General features: G+C 36.6%; 20 protein-coding genes. 11 read left to right on the plus strand and 9 right to left on the minus strand.

The window, feature by feature from the left end; genetic code table 11:
• Entirely contained in the window at nt 1–582 is a 582-nt protein-coding gene (locus PHQ93_RS06755; RefSeq protein WP_299942408.1) for an SCO family protein, read from the minus strand.
• Between the two features lie 3 nt (nt 583–585).
• A complete protein-coding gene (locus tag PHQ93_RS06760) occupies nt 586–1,722 on the minus strand; it encodes a diguanylate cyclase (RefSeq protein WP_299942410.1) in 1,137 nt (378 codons plus the stop codon).
• A 135-nt stretch (nt 1,723–1,857) separates the two neighbouring features.
• On the opposite strand from PHQ93_RS06760, the gene PHQ93_RS06765 reads away from it, so the two are divergent.
• Entirely contained in the window at nt 1,858–3,279 is a 1,422-nt protein-coding gene (locus tag PHQ93_RS06765; protein WP_299942412.1) for an SDR family oxidoreductase, read from the plus strand.
• A 21-nt stretch (nt 3,280–3,300) separates the two neighbouring features.
• On the opposite strand, the gene PHQ93_RS06770 is transcribed toward PHQ93_RS06765, so the two are convergent.
• The 6 genes from PHQ93_RS06770 to PHQ93_RS06795 are packed head-to-tail and all read right to left on the minus strand — an operon-like array spanning nt 3,301 to nt 9,604.
• Entirely contained in the window at nt 3,301–4,041 is a 741-nt protein-coding gene (locus PHQ93_RS06770; protein WP_299942414.1) for an acyl-ACP--UDP-N- acetylglucosamine O-acyltransferase, read from the minus strand.
• Nucleotides 4,041–4,949, minus strand: a complete 909-nt coding sequence (locus PHQ93_RS06775; protein WP_299942416.1) for a Gfo/Idh/MocA family oxidoreductase — start codon at nt 4,947–4,949, stop codon at nt 4,041–4,043. Before PHQ93_RS06775 ends, PHQ93_RS06770 begins: the two co-directional genes overlap by 1 nt.
• A gap of 2 nt (nt 4,950–4,951) precedes the next feature.
• On the minus strand, nt 4,952–6,043 hold the full coding sequence (locus PHQ93_RS06780) for a DegT/DnrJ/EryC1/StrS aminotransferase family protein (protein WP_299942418.1): 1,092 nt from the start codon (nt 6,041–6,043) through the stop codon (nt 4,952–4,954).
• The gene (lpxB, locus tag PHQ93_RS06785) at nt 6,033–7,088 is read right to left on the minus strand and encodes a lipid-A-disaccharide synthase (protein WP_299942419.1); all 1,056 of its coding nucleotides are present in this window, start codon (nt 7,086–7,088) and stop codon (nt 6,033–6,035) included. Before lpxB ends, PHQ93_RS06780 begins: the two co-directional genes overlap by 11 nt.
• Nucleotides 7,085–7,447 (minus strand): cytochrome c, encoded by a 363-nt coding sequence (locus tag PHQ93_RS06790; protein ID WP_299942421.1) that lies wholly within the window; start codon nt 7,445–7,447, stop codon nt 7,085–7,087. The genes lpxB and PHQ93_RS06790 overlap by 4 nt, the downstream gene beginning before the upstream one ends.
• A gap of 30 nt (nt 7,448–7,477) precedes the next feature.
• Nucleotides 7,478–9,604, minus strand: coding sequence for an ATP-binding protein (locus tag PHQ93_RS06795; protein ID WP_299942423.1), 2,127 nt, complete (start codon nt 9,602–9,604; stop codon nt 7,478–7,480).
• Between the two features lie 213 nt (nt 9,605–9,817).
• Here PHQ93_RS06795 and PHQ93_RS06800 point away from each other — a divergent pair, with 213 nt between their 5' ends.
• Together PHQ93_RS06800 and PHQ93_RS06805 are read left to right on the plus strand one after the other, a co-directional pair.
• Complete coding sequence (locus PHQ93_RS06800; protein WP_299942425.1) at nt 9,818–11,014, plus strand: metal-dependent hydrolase; 1,197 nt, start codon at nt 9,818–9,820, stop codon at nt 11,012–11,014.
• A gap of 39 nt (nt 11,015–11,053) precedes the next feature.
• Nucleotides 11,054–11,290 carry a DUF465 domain-containing protein gene (locus tag PHQ93_RS06805; protein ID WP_299942427.1) on the plus strand — a complete coding sequence of 79 codons (237 nt, stop codon included), beginning with the start codon at nt 11,054–11,056 and terminating at the stop codon, nt 11,288–11,290.
• 127 nt (nt 11,291–11,417) lie between these two features.
• On the opposite strand, the gene tgt is transcribed toward PHQ93_RS06805, so the two are convergent.
• Nucleotides 11,418–12,536 carry a tRNA guanosine(34) transglycosylase Tgt gene (gene tgt / locus PHQ93_RS06810; RefSeq protein ID WP_299942429.1) on the minus strand — a complete coding sequence of 373 codons (1,119 nt, stop codon included), beginning with the start codon at nt 12,534–12,536 and terminating at the stop codon, nt 11,418–11,420.
• Between the two features lie 100 nt (nt 12,537–12,636).
• Between tgt and efp the strand changes: the two genes are divergently transcribed.
• The 8 genes from efp to PHQ93_RS06850 all read left to right on the plus strand — a co-directional run bounded on the left by efp (nt 12,637) and on the right by PHQ93_RS06850 (nt 22,951).
• Nucleotides 12,637–13,203 (plus strand): elongation factor P, encoded by a 567-nt coding sequence (gene efp, locus PHQ93_RS06815; protein WP_299942431.1) that lies wholly within the window; start codon nt 12,637–12,639, stop codon nt 13,201–13,203.
• A gap of 147 nt (nt 13,204–13,350) precedes the next feature.
• Nucleotides 13,351–15,900, plus strand: a complete 2,550-nt coding sequence (locus tag PHQ93_RS06820; RefSeq protein ID WP_299942433.1) for a bifunctional diguanylate cyclase/phosphodiesterase — start codon at nt 13,351–13,353, stop codon at nt 15,898–15,900.
• A gap of 104 nt (nt 15,901–16,004) precedes the next feature.
• The gene (gene dnaE / locus PHQ93_RS06825) at nt 16,005–19,619 is read left to right on the plus strand and encodes a DNA polymerase III subunit alpha (protein ID WP_299942435.1); all 3,615 of its coding nucleotides are present in this window, start codon (nt 16,005–16,007) and stop codon (nt 19,617–19,619) included.
• 9 nt (nt 19,620–19,628) lie between these two features.
• Complete coding sequence (locus PHQ93_RS06830) at nt 19,629–19,940, plus strand: hypothetical protein (RefSeq protein ID WP_299942437.1); 312 nt, start codon at nt 19,629–19,631, stop codon at nt 19,938–19,940.
• The gene (locus PHQ93_RS06835; protein ID WP_299942439.1) at nt 19,925–20,245 is read left to right on the plus strand and encodes a DUF167 family protein; all 321 of its coding nucleotides are present in this window, start codon (nt 19,925–19,927) and stop codon (nt 20,243–20,245) included. The genes PHQ93_RS06830 and PHQ93_RS06835 overlap by 16 nt, the downstream gene beginning before the upstream one ends.
• 62 nt (nt 20,246–20,307) lie before the next feature.
• Complete coding sequence (locus PHQ93_RS06840) at nt 20,308–21,567, plus strand: M18 family aminopeptidase (protein WP_299942441.1); 1,260 nt, start codon at nt 20,308–20,310, stop codon at nt 21,565–21,567.
• Nucleotides 21,567–22,550 carry a PAS domain-containing sensor histidine kinase gene (locus PHQ93_RS06845; RefSeq protein WP_299942443.1) on the plus strand — a complete coding sequence of 328 codons (984 nt, stop codon included), beginning with the start codon at nt 21,567–21,569 and terminating at the stop codon, nt 22,548–22,550. The genes PHQ93_RS06840 and PHQ93_RS06845 overlap by 1 nt, the downstream gene beginning before the upstream one ends.
• Nucleotides 22,551–22,663: 113 nt before the next feature.
• Nucleotides 22,664–22,951 (plus strand): hypothetical protein, encoded by a 288-nt coding sequence (locus tag PHQ93_RS06850; RefSeq protein ID WP_299942445.1) that lies wholly within the window; start codon nt 22,664–22,666, stop codon nt 22,949–22,951.
• The last annotated feature ends 18 nt before the right edge of the window (nt 22,952–22,969 follow it).

The raw sequence follows: 22,969 nt of genomic DNA on the forward strand, positions 1-22,969 counted from the left end.
TTATATTTCCAAATTCTTTTTTATTTGTATGATATCATCAATTAGCTTTTTTATCTTTAACGGATGTGTAGAATAGATAGATTTTAGCACTTTAGTCTTTACGCCGTTTTGAATCAAGTATATATTATCCGTATGATTCAACTCCGTATCGTCACTTAAGCTTCTTGCAAAATAGAGCTCAAAATTTCTATCTATCGCAAACAGCTCACTTTTTGATAAATATACGCCATTGAAATTTTTGTTAAAATACTTTGCAAATAAATCCGGCTGAGATTTTTCAACTTCCGGCGTGAGATTTACAAACAAAAAATCCACGCTATCTTTTACTTCTTCAAACTCTTTTGATTCATACAGCCTAGCCATCTCTTCCATAATAGGAGTGCAGACATCCCTGCATCCGAAGTATCCGAAAAAAAGCAGTATAAATTTTTTATCGCTTTTTATAAAATCGGCTTTTATTTCTCTTTCGACTTTTATGGCGCCTTTAGAGTTGCCGCTAAAAAATAGCGACTGAACAAAAGGAACTGCGCTAAAAAACAGAATTAAAATAAAAATAGTATACGCCTTATATCGCTTTGTCAATTTTCATAATTCCTGCAATGGGAAGTCTCTCTTTTTTGCCATGACATATAAAGTAACGGTTGTGAAAAAGAGAATAGCCGTAATTACAGCAAATATATTTAGAAGAATAGATTGATTTTTTTCGATAAAATCTTTGTCTTTACCTATAATAGTAGAGTTTCTTGCAATGTACTCTGAGAGTATTACTCTTGCGTCTATCAGCTCTTTTGAGTCAAAAATATATAAATTCGGACTCTTTAGCAAAGAAGTTATATTTTTTAGAGTTTTCTCATCTAAATATTTTAATACTAAATTTGCCGCCTCTTCGCCTTGTTTTATTCCGCTTGTTACATATCCGCCGACGACGCCTTTGCACATGTAGGCATCCTCCATACTCAATATGATAAGGTTTTTATTTTGTTTCATTCTCTGTATGGATTCTTCCGGCAGCAGCATATTGTTTTTTTCATCTTTTATATTGCCGATGGTTGTTAAAATAACAAAAGTTTTCGGTTTATTTGGCAGTTGGCTTTGAATCTTGACAATTTCGCCCTCACCGATATAGTGAAATTTAAAATTTGCAAAAACAGTTTCTTGGGTTTGAATCTCTTTTTTTATAAATTCATAGGTGTTTGAGTTGTCACCGACAATATATACATCCCTTGTTTGCGGAGAAAATTGCTTTATCAATTCTATATTGGGTTTTATCTCTTTTAGCTCGTATACCCCCGCATAAATATCACTGGGAAGTTTTTCGTGCATATCAAAATCATTTATTCCCGAGAAGAAGACGGGTATCTTGTTTTTATCGTTTTTAAATAGTTTGTCATAATGTTCATATACAAAATTCAACGCGTTGTCGTCTGATACATATATTAGGTCTGGGTTTGCATCGGCGTATTTTATTTTTAGATATTCGATAAATTTATTTTGATAATCAAGAGTAAAATCTACTCTTTTTGTATCCAAATACTCGCTATAAATTTCAAACTCTTTGTCGCTTTTCTTTAGTGTCGATACAAATGAGGAGTGCTGATTTTTTGTCCATTCGTACTCCTGTGAATACGAATGCAGTGCAAATACTTTTGCTTTTTGCGAAGCGTATAAAGAGTAAGTAAAACAAACGACTAAAAAAAATATTTTTAATAAATTCAATTTCATCACTTTCTTTGTTAGATATTAAATTATACATATAATATCTAAATATAATTTTAAAAAAAGTTATGTTTTAAAGTAAATTTGTAAATTAATTTGTTTTAATCTTTATTGCCATACAATAATGCATAGGAGTGTATCATGAAAGTTTTATTAACGGGTGCAAACGGATATATCGGAAGAAGACTAAAAAATATACTTAAAAATCAAAATGGTGTAGAGCTGAGGATTTTTGTACGCAACAAAAAGAGCCTTTCAAAAGATACGGTTGAAAATTTTGAAGTGATTGAGGGCGATACTTTTGACAAAGATGCTCTAAAAAAAGCGCTTGAGGGAGTCGATACGGCTTATTATTTAATCCATTCGTTAAACAAAGAAAACTATAAAGAGCTTGATAAACTCTCAGCTCAAAATTTTATAGATACGGCAAGTGAATGTGGAGTAAAAAGAGTTGTCTATCTTGGCGGATTAGGCGTAAAAAACAGCGATACGAGCAAACATCTGCTAAGCAGAATCGAGACCGGCGAGATACTTAGCTCCTCAAACAATGTACAGACGGTATGGGTGCGAGCAGGAGTCATTATAGGTTCGGGGAGTGCTAGTTTTGAAATTATTAGAAATCTTGTAGAGAAATTGCCCGTTATGATTACGCCAAAATGGGTAAATACTTATGCCCAACCAATAGCCGTAGATGATGTAATAAATTATCTTGTCTCATCTTTATATCTTGAGTATGATAAAAATTTAGTAGTTGATATAGGTTCGCAAAAGATGATGTATAGGGATATGATGCTTCAAACAGCAGAAGCGCTTGAGCTTAAAAGATATATTTTTAGCGTTCCTTTTATGAGCATAAATCTCTCATCTTACTGGCTCAACCTTTTTACTCCGGTGCCTTTTAGCGTTGCAAAAGCACTTATAGAGGGATTAAAATCTGAAGTGACTATTCAAAATGAGAATGCAAAAATATATTTTTCATCTATTGTGCCTATGAGTTATAAAGATGCCGTTAAAAAGGCTGTACAAGAGATAGAGCAAAATCAGGTTATAAGCAGATGGAGCGATGCCGACGATGCATGCTGGGATAAAATACACTCAAAAGAGATAAATGATGCTATTTTTGTAGATAGAAAAGAGGCGGATATAAGCTCTTATGATAAAGATAAAGTTTTTCTTGCTATAAAGTCAATCGGCGGTAAAAACGGTTGGTTTGATTATGATTTTTTATGGGAACTTCGAGGAATTATAGATAAAGCTTTAGGCGGTGTTGGACTCAATCGCGGAAGAAGAGACGGCTGTGACTTAAGACTCGGTGAATGTCTTGATTTTTGGAGAGTTGAAGATATAAAAGAGGGTGAGAGGCTTCTTCTATTTGCTCAAATGAAACTACCCGGACATGCATGGCTGGAGTTTAAGATAGACGGAGATAAACTTATCCAGTCTGCATATTTTTATCCGAAAGGGATATCTGGCAGGGTGTATTGGTATTTTTTTATACCTATGCACTATTTTATTTTTAATAACATGATAAAGAGTATTTTAAAAAACAGTTTAAAAATTTAACGCTTTGCTCATTTTGCGTAATTATTGAAGATTGCTAGAAGCTATAAAAGAGGCAAGCCTAACTATGTAGTCGTTCTCATTTGTCTCTGCAATCTCTTGTGCTAAGATTTTATCAGTGCCGTCACCTAAAACTTTTTTATAGATGGCTTTTATCTCTTCTATATCCTCTTTGTTTTCAAGTCTTCTTCTTAGACCTATGACATTGAGTCCTTTTATGGTTGCCTTGTTGCCCTCGACAAGCATAAATGGAGGTATGTCCGTTGTTACGACCGATGCTCCGCCTATCATAACTCCCGTACCGATTTTATTGTTTGCTTCGATTGTGCTAAATCCGCCGACTATGACTCTCTCTTCGCATTTTACATTTTCATAAAGTCTGACGGCATTTGTAACTATACAAAACTCGCCTAGATTAACACCTGAGAGTATCTGTACATAGCCCATAATAAAGTTGTTTGCGCCGATAGTGATTTTTTTGTTTTTCTCATCTTCGCTATCTTGAGTGCCGATTTGCGTAAACTCTCTTATATGTGTTTTTGTTCCTACCGTTATCTCAGAATCATCGCATCCGATTGTAGCAAAACTAAAGATTTTTACACCTTCGTCTACCGTTAATTTGCCTCTAAGGATAATGTTTGACTCCAAGACGGAGCCTGATTTTATCTCTACGCCTTTGCCGATGTGGCAAAATGGACCGATGATAACATCCGGAGCAATTATAGCACCCTCTTCGATAATGGTTGTTTTGTGTATATTTGACATTATTTACTCGCGATTTCTAGTGTTACGATGCTGTCTTCTACTGAAGCTAAAGAGCCTCTCTCACCGCTTTTTAGGTAGTGTATAAAGGCTTTTAGTTCTGATTCGAGAGCATTATTTCTTTGAACAAAACAGTTTTTTGTTATGTATGAGCTTGGGTTTATGTTTACTCTTTCATCAAGAGTTTGCGAGATGAGATCCGCTTCAAAATATTTAATTTTGCTATGCTCATCAACTCTGCAAGCTACGGCAATGCTTCTTTTTCTGTAAGGAGTAAGCCAGTTTGTAGTTATATCGCCTATGATTTTTCCCTCAAGCTCAAATGCCAATATCGCATTGTCTTCATGGGTTTTGTGAATCTTTTGGGACTTAAATACCGCACTCTTAATGATATCTTTTTTTGTTATAAACCTTATCAAGTCGCTGTCATGAACCGAAAGGTCAGTTAGTATGCCCACATCTGCTATTCGTTCAGGAAATGAACCGCTGCGGGTGATTGAGATGGAGAGTACCTCATGGTGTTGAATCTCTTTTATGAGTGAAACTACAACAGGGTTAAATCTCTCGATATGCCCTACACAGCTTTTGATGCCGTTTTCTTTGACGGCTTCTAGTATCTCTTTTGCCTCTTCTACGCTTGAAGCTGCAGGTTTTTCTATAAAGATATCTATTTTACGCTCTGCACATTTTAGTGCGACGGCTTTATGTAAAAAAGTAGGCGTTACTATAATGACGGCATCAGGATTTGTTGTATCTAGCATAGTTTCTAGGTCGGTAAAAAAAGGCTCTTCAAACTCTCCGTTTTTTACAACATCGCAAAGTCCGACTATCTTGACTCCGCTAATATTTTTTAGAGTGTTATAGTGGTTTTTACCCATCAGTCCAAGCCCGATGATAGCAATTTTCTTCAAGATTAACCTTTTATAGCATGAACTACGAAGTCTTGCTCAGCTTCACTTAAGTATGCGCTCATAGGCAGTGACATAATCTCTTTTGAGACAAGCTCGCTTATCGGAAAATCGCCCTCTTTATAGCCTAAGTATGCAAATGCTTCTTGCAGGTGAAGAGGAAGCGGATAGTGAACTGCGGTGGGAACTCCAAGAGCGGAGAGTTTTGCAACCATCGCTTCTCTATCTTTTACTCTTATGGAGTATTGAGCATAAACGCTTTTGTTTGCCTCTTTTATCTTTGGAGTGGTAACGGCGGCATCTTCTAGCAAATCGCTATATCTTGAGCCTATCTCTTCTCTAAGTTTTACCTCATTTTCAAAATGTTTTAGTTTTACACCTAAAATTGCGGCTTGAACAGCGTCAAGACGACCGTTTATACCGATGTATTTGTGTTTATATCTCTCATTTTGACCATGATTTAAAAGCATACGCATTTTTGCCGCAAGTTCATCGTCGCTAGTAAAGATTGCTCCGCCGTCGCCGTAAGCTCCAAGAGGTTTTGACGGGAAAAAGCTGGTACACGCAATAGTCGAGAGGTTACATGACTTTTTGCCGTTGTAAGTTGCACCGAAACTCTGACATGCATCTTCTATAACCGTAATGTTATGTTTTTTGGCAATCGCATTTATCTCATCCATGTCGGCGCATTGACCGTAGAGTGAAACTGGGATAATTGCTTTTGTTTTAGCGGTGATAGCCGCTTGGATTTTAGAGGCATCTATGTTGTAGTTATCTTCGTTTATATCGACAAAGACACTCTTTGCGCCAAGTAGAGCAATAACTTCGGCAGTTGCTATAAATGTAAAAGGGGTAGTAATTACCTCATCGCCCGCACCGATATCTAACGCCATAAGAGCCAGTAGAAGTGCATCGGTTCCGCTACTGCAGCCTATTGCATGTTTAGCACCGGTATAAGCTGCAAGATTTTTCTCAAGTGAGTTTAGTTTCTCTCCGCCGATAAACTGAGCTGAAGCAAAAACCTCTAAAACTTCACTATCTATTTCGCTTTTGTACTCTTTGTATTGTGCTTGTAAATCTATAAAATTAATCTTCATCTCTACCCTCTATTATTTTTGCTACTTTTTTTGAACTGCCGTGTTCCAAATAAGCTCTTAATGCTTTTGAATCACTTAAAAACAGATCTCTGTCATACTCTTTGTAAGCATTTATGAGATTTTGTGCAGTTACATCTTTTTGTATAAACTCCGGATGCAGTGCTTTGTTTTTAAATTTAGAAAACATTATATTGCCAAGTCCTATATAATCAAGCTTTACAAGTCTGCTTGCAATAAAGTAATCTAGCGGTTTGGCAATATAGCATAGCACAAAAGGTATCCCGATGAGCGATGCCTCCAGCGTAGCGGTTCCGCTACATATAAATGCAAAGTCTGCTTCAAGAAGTGTTTTGTGTGCATCATGAGCTATTTTAAAACCCAAAAGGTTACCATAAAGTTCTTTTATATCTTCTTTAGAGAAGTGCTTAGGTATGATAATCGTGGAGTTGATTCCTAACTTTTTTTGAACCTCTTTAAAGATAGGCATGAGTTTTTTTATCTCACCCTTTCTGCTTCCGGGCATAAAAGCGATATGCTTTACCTCTTTTGATGTCTCTTGCTTAAACTCTTTTATCTGATCAAGCAGAGGATGTCCGACATACTCGATGGGAGCGTTTTTTGAATAGTAATCTTTTTCAAACGGCAGTATTGAAGCAAGGTGATCAACGGTTTTTTCCAAAACGGGAATTCGTTTTTTCTTCCATGCCCAAGCCTGAGGTAAAATGTAGTAGATTATCTCTTTATTCGGGTACTTTTTTTTGATTTTTTTGGCAAGCGGAAGATTAAAGCCTGACGAGTCGATAAGTAGAATTTTGTCGGCATCGTTTGCTAGTTCAACCATCTGTGAATTTAGTTTAAAAAAGAAGCTTATTTTTTTCAGTACATCAACAAAACCCATTATTGCCAAAGATTGCAAATCAACTATCGGAGTTCCGAGTTCGCTGTCAAATATACCGATAAATTCCACATCATCGCTTAACTCTTTTTTAAGAGATTTTAGGTGAATATTTGCCGAATGTTCAAGCGCGCTAACCAATATTTTCATGAACCGCCGTCTCCTTGTGTTTTGTATTTATCGTCATATTTTTTAGAGTTTTTCTCCTCAACATACTCATACATATAGGTAGTCAAATCTTCTATCTCTTTATCGCTTAAATCGAGTGCAAAAGCAATCATCATCTCTTGTTGCTGATTGTCGGAAAGCTTTGAGCGAAATCGTTTTAGTTTGTATGACATATACCCTTTTGCTCTGTTTGCAAGATATGGATATTTGTGTAAACCTTCTAGTTTTGTTCCGTGGCAGCTGTAACACCCTTTTTGCATATAGAGGCGTTTACCTGATTCATATGCCGCAGAAGCATCCAAAAAAGAGTGTAATAGTAAAAATAAAAAAATGTATCGCAATATCAAACCTTAAATAAAATGAAATTATTTCTAATTTGTGTTAAGGGTACCCTTAACATATCTGCTTAAAGTAGTAAAAAATTTTTCTACATCAATGGGTTTTGCAAGATGTTCATTCATTCCGGCAGTTTTTGTCTTTTGTATCTCATCTTTCATCACATTTGCACTCAAAGCGATAATAGGGATATCTTTATCAATACTTCTAATGATTTTAGTTGCTTCATAACCGTCCATGACAGGCATCTGCAAATCCATAAGAATAAGTTCATATTTGCCGCGCTCAAACATATCGACCGCTTCTTTGCCGTTTTTTGCAACATCTATCTCTTTAACATGATCTTCTAATAGCCCTAAAAGTATGAGTTGATTTGTTAGATTATCCTCTACTATGAGTATTTTGTTTAAATTTAATGTCTTTTTATCAAACTTGGTTTTTTTCTCATCAGTATTTATAAAATCCGGTTTTATCTCTTGAAGTTCAAGTTCAAAGATGAATCTGCTGCCGACACCCTCTTTGCTTTTAACCCAAATTTTACCGCCCATCAGCTCCGCAAGCTCTTTGCAGATAGCAAGCCCTAAGCCGGTTCCGCCGTATTTTCTTGTAGTAGAGTTATCGGCCTGCGAGAAGGACTTAAAGAGTTTTTTCTGTTGTTCGTCACTTAAACCGATACCGCTGTCTTTAATTTGAAATCTCAGTTTGTCGGCATCAACCTTTATGATAGTTATATAGATATCCCCGTTGTTAGGAGTAAATTTAACGGCATTGCTTAATAAATTTGTCAATATTTGGGAAATTCTTAAACTGTCTCCGTAAAAATAATCTTTTAAATTACGCCCATACTTAAGATGAATTCTTATATTTTTTTCTTGAACTATAAATTTTACAGATTCTATGATATTGCTAACGTTTTTTTTAAGATTAAAAGTAGTTTTCTCAATTGTTAATTTTCCGGCTTCAATCTTTGAAAAATCTAAAATATCATTTATGATTCTAAGCAGTGATTTGGCTGAATTGTCAATATTTTTAAGAAAATTCATCTGTTCTTTAGTTAATTTTGTTTCCAATAACAGATGGCTCATGCCGATAACACCGTTGATAGGCGTTCTAATCTCATGCGACATATTTGCCAAAAATTGCGATTTTGCCTTTGTCGCCTTTAGAGCTTTTGTTTTCTCTTTTTCTAACTCTTTTGTTCTCTCTTTTACTATTTTTTCTAGGTTTATACGCCGTTTTATATCAAAATAGATGACGGTAGATAGTAGTAAAAATCCCAAAAAAGACAAAGCATTGATCCAAATATACTCATGCATCATATCTTTAAGATATTGATTTTTTTCGTATGAAACCAGATATGCTACGGTAGAGTTTTTCTCTATATCTTTTATAGGTAAAAAAGAGACGATGGTAGATAAGTTTTCATTATGATAGTAGAGCGCAAACGAGTTGTTATGTTCTATGTTTTTTGCAATCTCTTTTTTTAATTTTTTGGTTATCTCTATCTTTTGGGAAATAATATTTTTGGCATCATCGGCAGTATTTATGGAAAAAAGAAAATCATCATGTTCAATACTTTTTGTATATTTTACGCCTGAATTATTTTTATATACATTAGAATCAAAAACATTTTTTTTGATTATAAAGCTGGTATCCGTATCATGTAGCTTCGTCATGTTCTCTTGTATGCTTTGAGATGAGAAAGAGATATCTACGCTTCCCAAATATTCATCCTTGTAAAAGAGCGGAAAGAGGTTGCGAAAACCGTGATCTACTTTACCTTGTTCAAATCCGCTTATGGGTTTGCGGTTTGCATTGATATATGCAAATGAGTGGCGAACCGTCGATAAATCGTCACCGAATGCATCAGGACTATGCATTCTTAAAAATGATTTGTTGTCTTCAAAAACAAACTGAATGATGTTAACACCGCTCTCTTTTAGGTGCTCAAAAATCGGTTTAACCTCAAAATAGAGCATTGCACGAAACATATTGCGTTCTTCTTCGTCTTTTGCGTATTTTGCTTTATGTAAGAGTTTTAAAACCGTAGTGCTGTGAAAAACTTCATAATTGATAATATCGGAAATTATGCGGTATCTCTCCGTAATACCTTTATAGTTGTGTTGTAAATCAATGATTTGTTGATTTAACAACAGTTCCATGCGAGTATTTTTATCATTGGTCGTAACAAGATAGACCGTTAGATAAATAAAGAAAAAAAGTAAAATGATAAAAGCTCTAACCCTACTTAATGAATATCTCAAGCCATTACCCTTTTTTTTAAAAAGTATAACCTAACTTAACTAAAAGCTCATGAAATTAATATATAAGGCATAATTAATTACAATTCCATCAACATGTCAAAGGTTGAAGAGATGGTAATAAAAAATGCAATAGTTTGTGATGTGGACGGTGAGAGAGAAGTTGATGTCCGTATTGAGGGCGGTATAATAACCGAGATCGGTTCAAGTCTAGCCGATAGTGAAGTTATTGACGCAGAGGGTTTATACTTTATGCCGCTTTTGGTTGATACTAATATAAGAGTTCAAGACTCTGCACTAAACGCTAAAAATATAAAAGCCGTTTGTGATGAAGCGCTTAGAGGCGGAATAGGGCATATCGTTTTAAACCCAAACGGCACGCCTGCAATAGATAATGAGATAGTTTTGGAGTTTGCTCAAAACGGATTGCATGATTTAAGAGGTGCAAAAGTTGATTTGATGTTAAATACTCTAAAAGAGGATGCAACGCTTAGTAATATTGCGATTTTATTAAAACGCGGTGCAATTGCGCCGTATATGAGTACGATTGCAAAAAATGACGTAGCTATTAAGATTGCGCAGTATTGTCAAATGTACGGAGTTACTCTTTTTTGTAAAGCAGAGGACAATTCATTGATAAGCAGCGGCGTAATGCTAGAGGGTGATATCAGTTCAAAACTGGGACTTGCTGGCATACCGGATCTTAGCGAAGTTTTACATGTATCCCGTATGATAGAAATTGCCAGACACTTTAAGATAAAAATCCTTTTCAAATCAATCGCTTCTCCTCGTTCAATTTATCTAATAGACAAAGCAAAAAAAGAGGGAGTGGATGTTAGATGCGAGGTGTCTATCCACCATCTTATAAATTCCGACGAGGCTTGTAAAAATTTTAACACTACCGCAAAGCTAAATCCGCCTTTGGCTTGTAATGATGATATGAAACTTCTTCAAGATGCGCTAACAAATAACCAAATCGATATTTTAACGACTCTTCACCAGCCAAGCTCTCCGGTAAATAAAGAGGTGGCGTTTTATGATGCGGCTTACGGATGTGAAGGGCTTAAAAATGCAATGAGCCTTTATTATACAAAACTCGTAAAGAGCAATATTATTTCAATGAGTCATCTTGTAAGAGTTTGCGTGAAAAATCCATCGGATGCTATAGGTGAAAATTGCGGAGTTATAGCGGTCGGCAAGAGAGCAAATGCCATGCTTTTTGATCCAAACAAAGCCGTAACGATGGATGAAAAATTTTCACTCTATGACGGTGAAAAATTATACGGTGAAATTAAAAAGACTTTTTATTAAGAATATGATAATATTCCAAAAAAAACTAAGGATTGCAAAATGTTACATGAATACCGCGATATTATTACTCATATGAAAGAAACCGGAAGTGAAAACGCTCATTTTTTAAGAATCTTCAACAAACACAACGAGCTTGACGACAAGATAACAAAAGCTGAAAACGGTGATATAGTATTAACGGATATGGAGATAGAGACTCTTAAAAAAGAGAAGTTACTACTAAAAGATGAAGCTTACGGACTTATCCTAAAGTATAAAAAAGAGCATAATCTATAAGACTGCCACGGCTTTTTCAAAGCCTCGCAGTGACGGTCACTGAGATTGCTGTGCCTGTCATTGAAATTGCCGCGCTTGTCATTGCGAGCGAAGCGCGGCAATCTTAAAACATAATTATTCAGAGAGTTCAAACTCTTTTTGCATAAAACTCCGCTTTAAACTCCGCGTATCTATCTTGTAAAATTGCCTCTCTAGCTTCTCTCATCAGATTTAAGTAGTAGTGAAGATTGTGGATAGTTGCAAGTCTGAAGTATGTTATCTCTCTTGCACGAAATAGATGATTTAAGTACGCTCTTGTATATCTTTTACATGTAAGACATTCGCACTCGCTATCTACGGGAGCATTATCCTCTTTATACGCCGCACCTTTTATGTTTAATCTTCCAAACGATGTAAAAAGAGTACCGTTTCTCGCATTTCTAGTCGGCATAACACAGTCAAACATATCGATACCTCTCTCGATATTTTCTATCAAATCTTCAGGAGTTCCTACACCCATTAAATAGCGCGGTTTATCTTTGGGCATATGCTGCACCGTATGTTCAACCGTATCGTACATATCTTGATTTGCTTCGCCTACACTTAAGCCCCCTATTGCAAAACCGTCAAAATCAAGTTCACAAAGCTCTGTCGCACTTTTTGTTCTAAAAGCTTTATCCGTTCCGCCTTGTATAATTGCAAATATATTTTGCTCCAAGCCGATACCCTCTTTTTGTTTTGCTCTAAAATACTCAATGCTCTCTTTTGCCCATGCAGTCGTTCGCTCGATACTTAGCGCAATTCTCTCCTGCGTTGCGGGAAGTGCCACTAAATCATCTAAAATCATCATAATGTCCGACCCAAGATTGTGCTGAATATCTATAACTTTTTTTGGAGTAAAGAAGTGTTTGCTTCCATCTATATGGGAGCGAAACTCTATGCCGCTTTGCGAAGCTTTGGATATGTCGCTAAGGCTAAATGCCTGAAAACCGCCGCTGTCCGTTAAAAAACTTTTAGGGTAGGTTGTAAAGCCGTGAAGTTTGCCCATTTTAGCAACTGTTTCATCTCCGGGACGAAGATACATATGGTATGTGTTTGCCAAAATTATCTCGGCTCCCAGCAAATCTACTACATCTTGCATGTCGAGTGATTTAACGCTGCCAACCGTTCCGACCGGCATAAAAACAGGTGTTTTAATGGTTGAATGAGCTGTTTTGATTGTACATGCACGAGCATTTTTCGAAGTGGCTTCTAAAGTAAATTCCATGAGTAGTAGGTTCCTAAAGCTTATAATTTTTTGACATTATAACAAAAGAAATTAAGTCCACTTAGGATAAAATTCGAGAAAAATTTTTCAAGGTGTGTTTATGGCAACTATCGGAATGGGTGATATTAAAAAGAATGTTCGTCTAATTATTGGCGAAGTACCATATAAAGTGGTGGAGTTTCAGCATGTTAAACCGGGTAAAGGTGCAGCGTTTGTTCGTATGAAGGTTAAGAGCTTTTTAAACGGTAAAGTTGTTGAAAAAACTGTTCATGCCGGCGATAAATTTGAAGTTCCTGAGATAGCTTACAAAACTATGCAGTATCTTTATGATGACGGCGAATCATTCCAGTTTATGGATCAAGATACTTATGAGCAGATGTCTCTTTCATATGAGCAGTGTGACGATGCTTCAAAATGGTTTAAAGACGGAATCAATGTTGACATTATTTTTTACAAAGGAAATGCTATATCCGTAACTGCTCCTGAAGTAATGGAACTTGTAATCACGGATACTCCGCCAAACTTCAAAGGCGATACTTCAAGCGGAAGCAGAAAACCTGCAACTCTTGAGACTGGTGCAGTTGTTCAAGTTCCTTACCATGTACTTGAAGGTGACACTATCAAAGTAAATACTGTTGATTGCGAATACCTAGAAAAAGTAAAATAAATCCTCTTTTTTATATTTGATACGAGTTCTCTCGTATCAAACACTTCTTTGTTTATTAATATAATTACATAACTATTTTTTATTTTTTAAGTTTAAAAAAATAATTTGCAGATATAATTAATTTTTTTTAAAAAACCGGGGAAGTAAATGCCTAAGACATTAAAAAACTTTATATTTTCGATAAACATAGTTCTTCTATCGACCCTCTTCATCGTAGTCCTAATCTTTACGGCATATCTACATACCACGCTAGCGCAAGAAAATGCCATAAAACACGCAAATGTAGTTTCAAATCAAATCTTCTCTTCAATGTATCAAGTTATGAAAAAGGGGTGGAGCAGAGAGGATTTGAATGATTTTATGCACTCTTTAAAAGAAAATTTTAACGATAGCGACTATACGGTAAATATCTATCGCTCAGATAAAATTAAAGAACTCTTCGGAGAAGTTAAGGAGAAACAAAAAGATGATTTGGCAAACTCTGTTTTGGCAAGCGGAGAGAAGATAACGCTTACTGAAATGGGCAGACTTAGAAATCTTCTACCTTTGAATGCTAAAAAAGAGTGTCTGAGCTGTCATGTAAACGCAAAAGCAGGTGACACGCTTGGCGTAATAGATGTAGAGCAAAATTTTGTCGAAATCATAAAAAAGACATTTTTGGATTATATATATTTTTTCCTCATAGTGTTGCCGATTTTTGTGTTTGGCGCGTTTATGAGTTCGAGATATACCACATCAAAAATAACCGAGTCGCTGAAACTTTTTAATAAAAAAGTTCAATGTATCAACTCTATGAAAGATTTTAAAGAGTTTGACTCTACGGACATAGACTCAAGGTTTGAAGAGATTAATGCAATTATTATGAATGTAAACGAGTTGGCTAAAAAGCTAAAGACTATTGCCGTCGATAAGGATTTGCTAGAGTTTGAAGTGCAGCTTTTAGATAAGTTTATAATCACTTCGGAGGTTGTTCAAGATTGGCGTGATTTCATAAATGAGCTTCTAGTCGATATAAACAAAGTTATGCCTACATATACGCTTATGACTATATTTAGAATCGGCGATGATCAGTTCGAGGTTGATATATTTTGGTACGGTATTCCTGAGAGTAATGTTAAAGGGAAGTTTGAAGAGTATGTAAGAGAGTCCGTTCAAAACAGCAATCACTTCTTAGGCTATACCGACTATACGATTCGCCACAATACATCCGAGTACAATAGATGTATAAATATGGATGATTATGAAAATTTTGCATATAGAACAAAATCACTATTTTTAGATACTCCAAAAATAGGCGGAATCGTAGGTATCAGCGTTCAATCTGATATGGCGGCGGACCCGATAAAACATATAGTAATTGACAGTATTTTAACGACTATGGCAAATCTTGTCGGTTCCGTCAAGGCTATAAATAAATATACAAACGATTTAGAATACTACGCAGCACACGACCCTCTTACAAATCTCTTTAATCAAAGAGTTTTTATAGACTTTTTGGAGTACGAGATAAAGCGTGCAGAGTCTCGTGACTACGAGTTTGCTTTAATGGTTATAGATTGTGATAATTTTAAACCGATAAACGATAGATACGGGCATGCATTCGGAGATCTTTTCTTACAAGAGTTTTCTAGAATTCTTGTAGAGTCAAAAAGAAATGAAGATATTCTCTCTCGCTACGGCGGTGATGAATTTACTATAATCCTGCCTGAATGTGGACTAGAAGGCGCTCTTGCCGTCGCTCATAAAATAGCAAAAGCCGTTGAGGAATTTAAGCTCTTGACTACTGATGGAAATTATGCAGGTGTTACGGTTTCTATCGGAATATCCGTCTATCCTGAACATGCAAAAACACAAAAAGAGCTATTTTTGATAGCCGATGGCATGATGTATAAGGCTAAAGAAGACGGTAAAAACAGCATTAGAGTTCCTTGCGGCGATGATATCGTCTCGGTGATAAAAGATCAAAAAGCAAAATCCGCGCTTTTGGTGGATGCCGTTGCAAATAATCGTATAGTTCCGTACTTTCAGCCTATTCAAACTACGCTTAGCGGTAAAAATGAGATACACGAACTTCTTATGAGAATCGAGGTAGACGGCAAGGTAGTATCTGCTTACGAGTTCATAGAAGTTGCAGAGAGCATGAGCATAATAAACCGTATGGATTTGATGGTAATCGAAAATGCGTTTATGAAGATAAAAACGGAGAACTATCAAGGGATTTTATTTATAAACTTATCTCCGAAATCTCTTATTGTCGGTAATTATGCAGACTCAATTACTCAACTTATCAAGCATTATGATATATCCAAAGATCATATAGTTTTTGAGATAACCGAGAGAGAAACCGTTAAAAATTTCTCTGTTTTGGAAAAATTTGTAATGAATCTAAAAATGGCGGGGTATAAATTTGCAATCGATGATTTCGGTTCAGGGTTTTCTTCGTTTCACTATATCAAAAAATTCCCTATAGATTATCTAAAGATTGACGGCGAGTTTATTATAAATATCAATAAAGATAAAAAAGATAAAGCTTTTGTGCATAGTATCTTAACACTTGCAAAAGAGCTAAATGTCAAAACCGTCGCAGAATATGTAGAAGATGAAGAGATAGTTGAAACACTTAAAGAGATGGGAGTAGATTATCTACAAGGATTTCACATAGGAAGACCGCAAAACCATTTTACGAATAATAGCTAGAATTTTTAAATCTAGCTATTACCTCACCTTAAAGCCATTCATACTATAATTCTTCTACATTGTAAATCAGATAAAATTAAAAGCCAAAAAAGGTTACATATACTATGAGCGCTCAACCATTTACGCATCTTCACCTGCATACGGAGTATTCGCTGCTTGACGGCGCAAATAAACTCTCAAATCTTGTGAAGCAGGTTAAAAAGCTCGGTATGACATCGGTTGCTATGACGGATCACGGCAATATGTTCGGCGCTATTGATTTTTACAAGCAGATGAGAGAGGCGGGTATAAAGCCTATTATCGGGATTGAGGGCTATATCCATAACGGCGAAGCTATTGATGATAAAAGCACAAAACAGAGATTTCATATCTGTCTATATGCAAAAAATCAAAAAGGTTATGAAAACCTTATGTATCTCTCTTCTAAAGCCTTTATAGACGGTTTTTATTACTATCCGCGTATAAATAAAAAAGAGCTTCGCGAGCATAGCGAGGGGCTTGTTTGCACCTCTGCATGTCTTCAAGGCGAAGTAAGCTGGCACTTAAATACGGCAAATGAGAGAAATATAAAAAACGGCGCACTCGGATATGAGGGTGCAAAAGCCGTTGCGTTAGAGTATAAAGAGATTTTCGGAGATGATTTTTACTTAGAACTTATGCGTCACGGCATAGGCGATCAGCTCTTTATTGATGAGCAGGTACTTAAGCTCTCAAAAGAGCTTGATATAAAAGTAGTGGCTACAAACGACACTCACTACACATTCCATGATGATGCGCAGTATCATGAAGCTTTTATGTGTATCGGTATGAATAAACTCTATGACGACCCAAAGAGAATGCGTCACTCAGTTCATGAGTTTTACCTAAAAAGCCCCCAGCAGATGGCAAGACTTTTTGCCGACATTCCAGAAGCCATTATGCATACGCAAGAGATAGTTGATAAGTGTAACTTGGAACTGCGCCTTGGCGACCCCATTCCCCCGAACTTTAAATTTACACCCGAGTATTCTAAAGCCGATGGGCTAAGTATTGACAATGTTGATGATGAGCCGTTAAGCCCTGATGCTTCAAAAGAGCAAAAAAGAGCTTGGATGAGCGCCATAGATAAAAATGATGCCGAGTATTTTATATATCGCTGTGAGTTGGGACTGGAAGAGCGACTAAAACATGTACCGCAAACAAGGCACCAAGAGTATAGAGACAGACTGAAATTTGAGATGAATGTAATCAACTCTATGAAATTTCCCGGATATATGCTAATCGTTTGGGATTTCGTTAAAGTTGCAAAAGAGATGGGTATCGCGGTCGGTCCGGGACGGGGAAGTGCCGCGGGAAGTTTAGTTGCTTATTCGCTTGAGATTACGGACATCGACCCGATGAAGTATGACCTTCTTTTTGAGAGATTTTTAAATCCCGAACGCGTCAGTATGCCCGATATAGATATGGACTTTATGCAGGCAAGACGCGGGGAAGTAATAGACTATGTCGTAAAAAAATATGGTAGAAATCAAGTTGCGCAAATCATAACTTTCGGTTCGCTTTTGGCAAAAGGGGTTATCAGGGATGTTGCACGCGTTCTTGATATGCCGCTCTCTCAAGCCGATAAAATGGCAAAACTTATCCCCGATGAGCTTGGAATAACGCTAAACGGCAAGACAAAAAACGGTGATTTTATACCAGGAGCATTTCAAAAAGAGCCAAAACTAAAAGAACTAATAGATAGCGATGCAAATGCGGCAAGGGTTTGGGAATTTGCAAAAAGACTTGAGGGATTAAAGAGAAATTCTGGCATTCATGCGGCGGGAGTCGTTATCTCAAATGAAGAGCTTTGGAAAAAAACTCCTATCTATAAACCCTCAGGTGAAGATGTTTTTGTAACGCAATACTCGCTTAATTATCTTGAAGATGTGGACTTGATAAAATTTGACTTCTTGGGTTTAAAAACTCTTGATGTAATAGATAATGCTATAAAACTTATAAAACTTAGATACGGCAGAGCCGTCGTCTGGCATGAGATAGACGAGAATGACCCAAAAGTTTATGATGTTATCCGCAGCGGCGATACGGTCGGAATGTTTCAGATAGAGAGTTCGGGTATGCAGGACTTGAACAAACGCTTAAAACCCGATAGTTTTGAGGACTTAATCGCGGTTTTGGCACTCTACCGCCCCGGACCGATGGAATCTGGAATGCTTGAGAGCTTTATAGAAAGAAAGCACGGAAGAGAGAAGATTGAGTACACATTTGATGCGATGGAGCCGATTCTTAAAAATACTTACGGAGTCATCGTTTATCAAGAACAGGTTATGCAGATAGTTCAAACTATCGGAGGTTTTTCTCTTGGATATTCCGACATCATCCGCCGCTCTATGGGGAAGAAAAAGGATATGTCGGTTTACAACGACGAGTTTGCAACGGGAGCAAAAAATCAAGGGCTGGACTACGCCGAAGCGTCTAAACTATTTGATTTGATAGAGAAATTTGCGGGGTACGGTTTTAACAAATCCCACTCTGCGGCTTATGCGATGGTTACATTTCAAACCGCGTGGCTAAAGTGTTACTATCCAAACGAGTTTATGGCGGCTCTTTTAACTTCGGATAAGGATAACACAGATAAGGTTGTCCGCTATATAGATGAAACTAAAAGAATGGGAATTGAACTTTCTCCGCCTGATATTTGTGACTCTGAGTTAGAATTTTCAGCTATTACAAAAGATGAAAGAGAGATAGTTCTCTTTGGTTTGGGTGCAATCAAAGGAGTAGGCGAAGCGGCTGTTTACTCAATTTTAGAGACAAGAAGAGAGGGCGGAAGTTTTAAATCACTAGAGGATTTTGTAAACAGAATCGAGCCTTCAAAAGTAAATAAAAGAGTTATAGAGTCAATCATAAAAGCGGGCGGATTTGATAGATTCGGATATTCTCGAAAAGCTCTGCTAGACCAAATTGAGAAGATTGTAGATACCGCAAAAGATGCCTCTATGGCTAGAAAAAATGCTATCGGAAGCCTTTTTGGAGATGATACTGAAATCACAAGCGTCGAGTTAAAACTGACAAACTCAGGCGAATATGAGTTAAAAGAGATTTTGGAGTTTGAAAAAGAGACCATAGGTTTTTATATCTCCGGTCATCCGCTTGATGAGTATAGAGAAAAGCTTGATGAGTTAGACTATACGCTCTCATCGGAGATAGAGAGTGTCAAAGACGGTTCATACGCTATTTTTATAGGAAAAGTCGAAGAGATAACCAAAAAAACATCCAAAAAAGGAAATCAGTTCGGCATAGTAAACCTTATGGATTTTCACGGAAACATAGAGGTTATGCTTTTTTCGGACAAGCTTGAAGAACTGAGTCAAATGAACTTGCAAGAGCCGATAGCCATTAAAGCAAAAATAACTCATACGGAAATGTTTACAAGAATCGGTGTAACTAAAATTATGACTCTTAAAGAGGCAAAAAAAGAGACTCAAAAGACGAAAAAAGAAGTAAGAGAGACAGAACAAGAGCCGCAAGAGGCGATAAATCTGGCAATAAAACTAGATACGGACATGAGAGTTTTGGAAGATTTATACAGAATTGTCCGTCAAAATCCCGGTAAAAGAGAACTAAAACTTACCATTATCTCAAAACTTCAAAATGTCGTTATCGACTCTGCTATAAAAGTTGACAGCAAAATTTTAACCGCACTTGACGGAAACGAGTTTGTGGATATATTGGTTTAGGAGTGTAATATGAGACATAAAATTAAAGCAAAAGCCATGGAGATAGCCAAAAACCCAAATACTCAAAAAGTGATTCTTTCTATGAAACCACAGAAAAATTTATGGGGTATAAGCGGAGTGGTTTTGTTTATGATAGCCCCTGAAATTATCGCTTACATCTGGGGTGCAGATATTACGCAGTATGCAAAAAATGAGCTTTTAACAGCTCATGATTTTTTGGAACAAAAATATTATGAATTCTTGGTTATGCTCTTTGAAGACGGCATGAGCTGGTTTAACCTTGTTTTTGGCGTAGCACTTCTTGTTTGGCTTTTTTTCTGATGAGGGCAAAAAATTTAGCCAATGTTTTTTATGAATGGCAAGGCGATGTACTGGTTATCAATATCTTAGGAACTCCTGCCGCAAAGAGAGATGCTATCGGAAAGGTAAAGGGCAATCAGCTAAAAGTAAGCGTAAAAGCTCAGCCCGTAGCTGGAAAGGCGACGGACTATATGGTCAATTTTTTGGCAAAAGAGTTTGGCATAAGTACATCCAACTTTGAGGTTGTTTACGGACGAGAAAGCATTCATAAACAGCTTCGCATAAAAGCACCGAAAAAACTTCCTAAGGGCGTGGAATATGAGTAGAATAAAAGATATTTCTGTATAATCAAAAAAATAAATTATAAACTTTGACTAGGAACTATGCAATGACGAAACAAGATTTCAATGAAGGTTTACTCGGTTTTTTAGATGCTTCGCCTACGCCTTTTCATGCAACGCAAAATATGGTCGGTATGTTTGCCAATGCAGGTTTTATAAGGCTTTATGAAGAGCAAAAATGGGCGTTGGAGCAGGGAGAGAAGTATTTTGTTACCCGCAATGACTCTTCTATTATCGCTTTTACATATCCTAAGAGTAAAAACTATGTGATGGTCGGTGCGCATACGGATTCGCCAAATCTTAGACTAAAACCAAATCCCGTGATAAAAGAGCACGGAGTCGTGAAGTTTGGGGTTGAACCTTATGGCGGTTTGCTGTTTAACACTTGGTTTGACAGAGATTTATCTTTAGCAGGGCGAGTCTCTTATTTGGATTCTAGCAATATGATAAAAGATGCTTTGATTGATGCCAAAAAAGCCATCGCAATAATTCCATCTCTTGCAATCCATCTTGATGACAATGCAAATAAAGATAAAACCGTAAATGCGCAAACGGACATTACGCCGATTTTATCAACTTCTAGCGAGTTTAATCTTGACGAGTTTTTAAAAGAACTTTTAAAGATGAGCGGCATAGATGATGTAAAAGAGCTTTATGCAAACGAGCTTAGTTTTTATGATACGCAAAAAGCCTCTTTTATCGGTTTAAATGACGACTTTATCGCAAGCGCCAGAATCGATAATCTGCTTAGCTGTTATGTCGGTATGCTATCTATTTGCAGTGTAAATGAGAGCAAACCTATGCTTTTTATAGCAAGTGACCATGAAGAGGTCGGCAGCGAATCAACTTCGGGTGCAGGCGGGAGTTTTTTGGAAAATACGCTTCGCAGAGCATTTAGCGACTATGAGGAGTATATGCTTCTTATCCGCTCATCCGTAATGATTTCTGCAGATAACGCACATGCAATTCATCCCAATTTTCCCTCAAAACATGACTCAAATCACGCTCCGCACATAAATAGAGGAAGCGTCGTAAAAGTTAATGCAAATCAGCGTTATGCGTCAAACTCAAAAACTATTTCAAGATTTATGAATGTTGCATCATCTTTAAATGAGCCTATTCAGACATTTGTAACAAGAAGCGATATGAGATGCGGTTCAACCATCGGTCCAATCACTGCTACAAGACTCGGCATTGAGACTTTGGATGTTGGAGTTCCGACATATGCTATGCACTCGGTACGAGAACTTTGCGGAAGCGACGATGCTTTTAGTCTTTATAAAATTATTTTAGGACTTAGCGACTGATGTCTACTATAACGCCCGATGAATTAAATCTTTTAATAGAACAGACATATAAGGTTGAATATGAGTTCAACGAACTAAAAGCATCATATGCGCATCTGCAAGACACCATAGAGAAAGTTGTGGAGTTTTTGCCAAACGCTATCTGGATTTTGGATGAAGAGGGAGATATTTTTTTACAGAATTCTCAGGCAAAATCATTAGGTAAACTATTTGAACTTTTAAAATCCAAAAATAATGATTACGAGGTTGAATTTAACTCTAAATCATACCTTATAAAAAGTTCATCTTATAAAAACAAAGTAATGCTCAGTGCTACGGATATAACTGAACAAAAAAGAAAAGAGAATCTCGCGACTATGGGGCAGATGGCTGCACATCTCTCTCACGAGATACGAAATCCTATCGGCTCTATCTCGCTTCTTAGTTCAACGCTCAAAAAAAGAGTTCTTCCCGAAAATGTCGAGCTTGTTGAAGAGATACAAAAATCTATTTATAAAATAGAGCGGATTATAAAAGCTACGCTAATGTTTAGCAAGGGCGTATATGCCCATAAAACCATGTTTATGTGGAATGAATTGGAGGATGCGCTTAGAAGAGTTATAGGTTATTACGGTTATACAAAAGAGATTAAATTTATATTTCCCCAGCAACAATTTATACTAAACGGTGATAGAGATTTGCTTGAGATGCTCTTTTCTAACTTCTTAACAAATGCGATTGATGCGATAGAGCTTGATGAAAATGATGACGGAACGGTTGAGATTGTATATAAAAAAGATGAGAAGTTTCATAAATTTTATATCTATGATACGGGCGTTATGATTGAAAATAAAAAAGAGCTTTTTGAAGCGTTTAAGAGTACAAAAGTCAAAGGAAACGGGCTTGGACTCGTACTCTCAAGACAGATTGCCGAAGCTCACGGCGGAAGCGTCGAGCTTTTGGATGAAGAGAGAAAAGGTTTTGAGATAAAACTAGCCGTTTGATATGGTAAAATTTTGATACGAAAGTGTCAAACTTTAGTAGCCACAGCGGCTTTAGCGAAGCAAAAGGTACTTTGTTCCTTTTGCGGACAAATACAATAAAAAGGTTTAAAAAAATGGAAAAAAAGTTAATAGAAGTTCCAAGAGCAACTTTGGATTTTTATACATATGAACAAGACGGGTTAATTTATTATGAGTATGATGCGACAAAGTGTCAGCCGCCTGAGCCGATGGTAAATACAATGGTCGGACTATCTTTGCTTAAGAGCAAAAATGACAGACTAGTCGGTATCTTTTTTCATGAGCCGTTTCCGCTCTATCAGAGAATCCCCTTAACGATATCGCATGAAGCCGTAGAGCTTGATAGCGGAGACTTTAGAATTACTTTTAAGCTAGAAGATTAAGCACTGATTTAAGACTTT

Origin of the sequence: Sulfurimonas sp. (genome assembly GCF_028714975.1) — a bacterium.
In the GTDB taxonomy this organism is placed as follows: Bacteria; Campylobacterota; Campylobacteria; order Campylobacterales; family Sulfurimonadaceae; genus Sulfurimonas.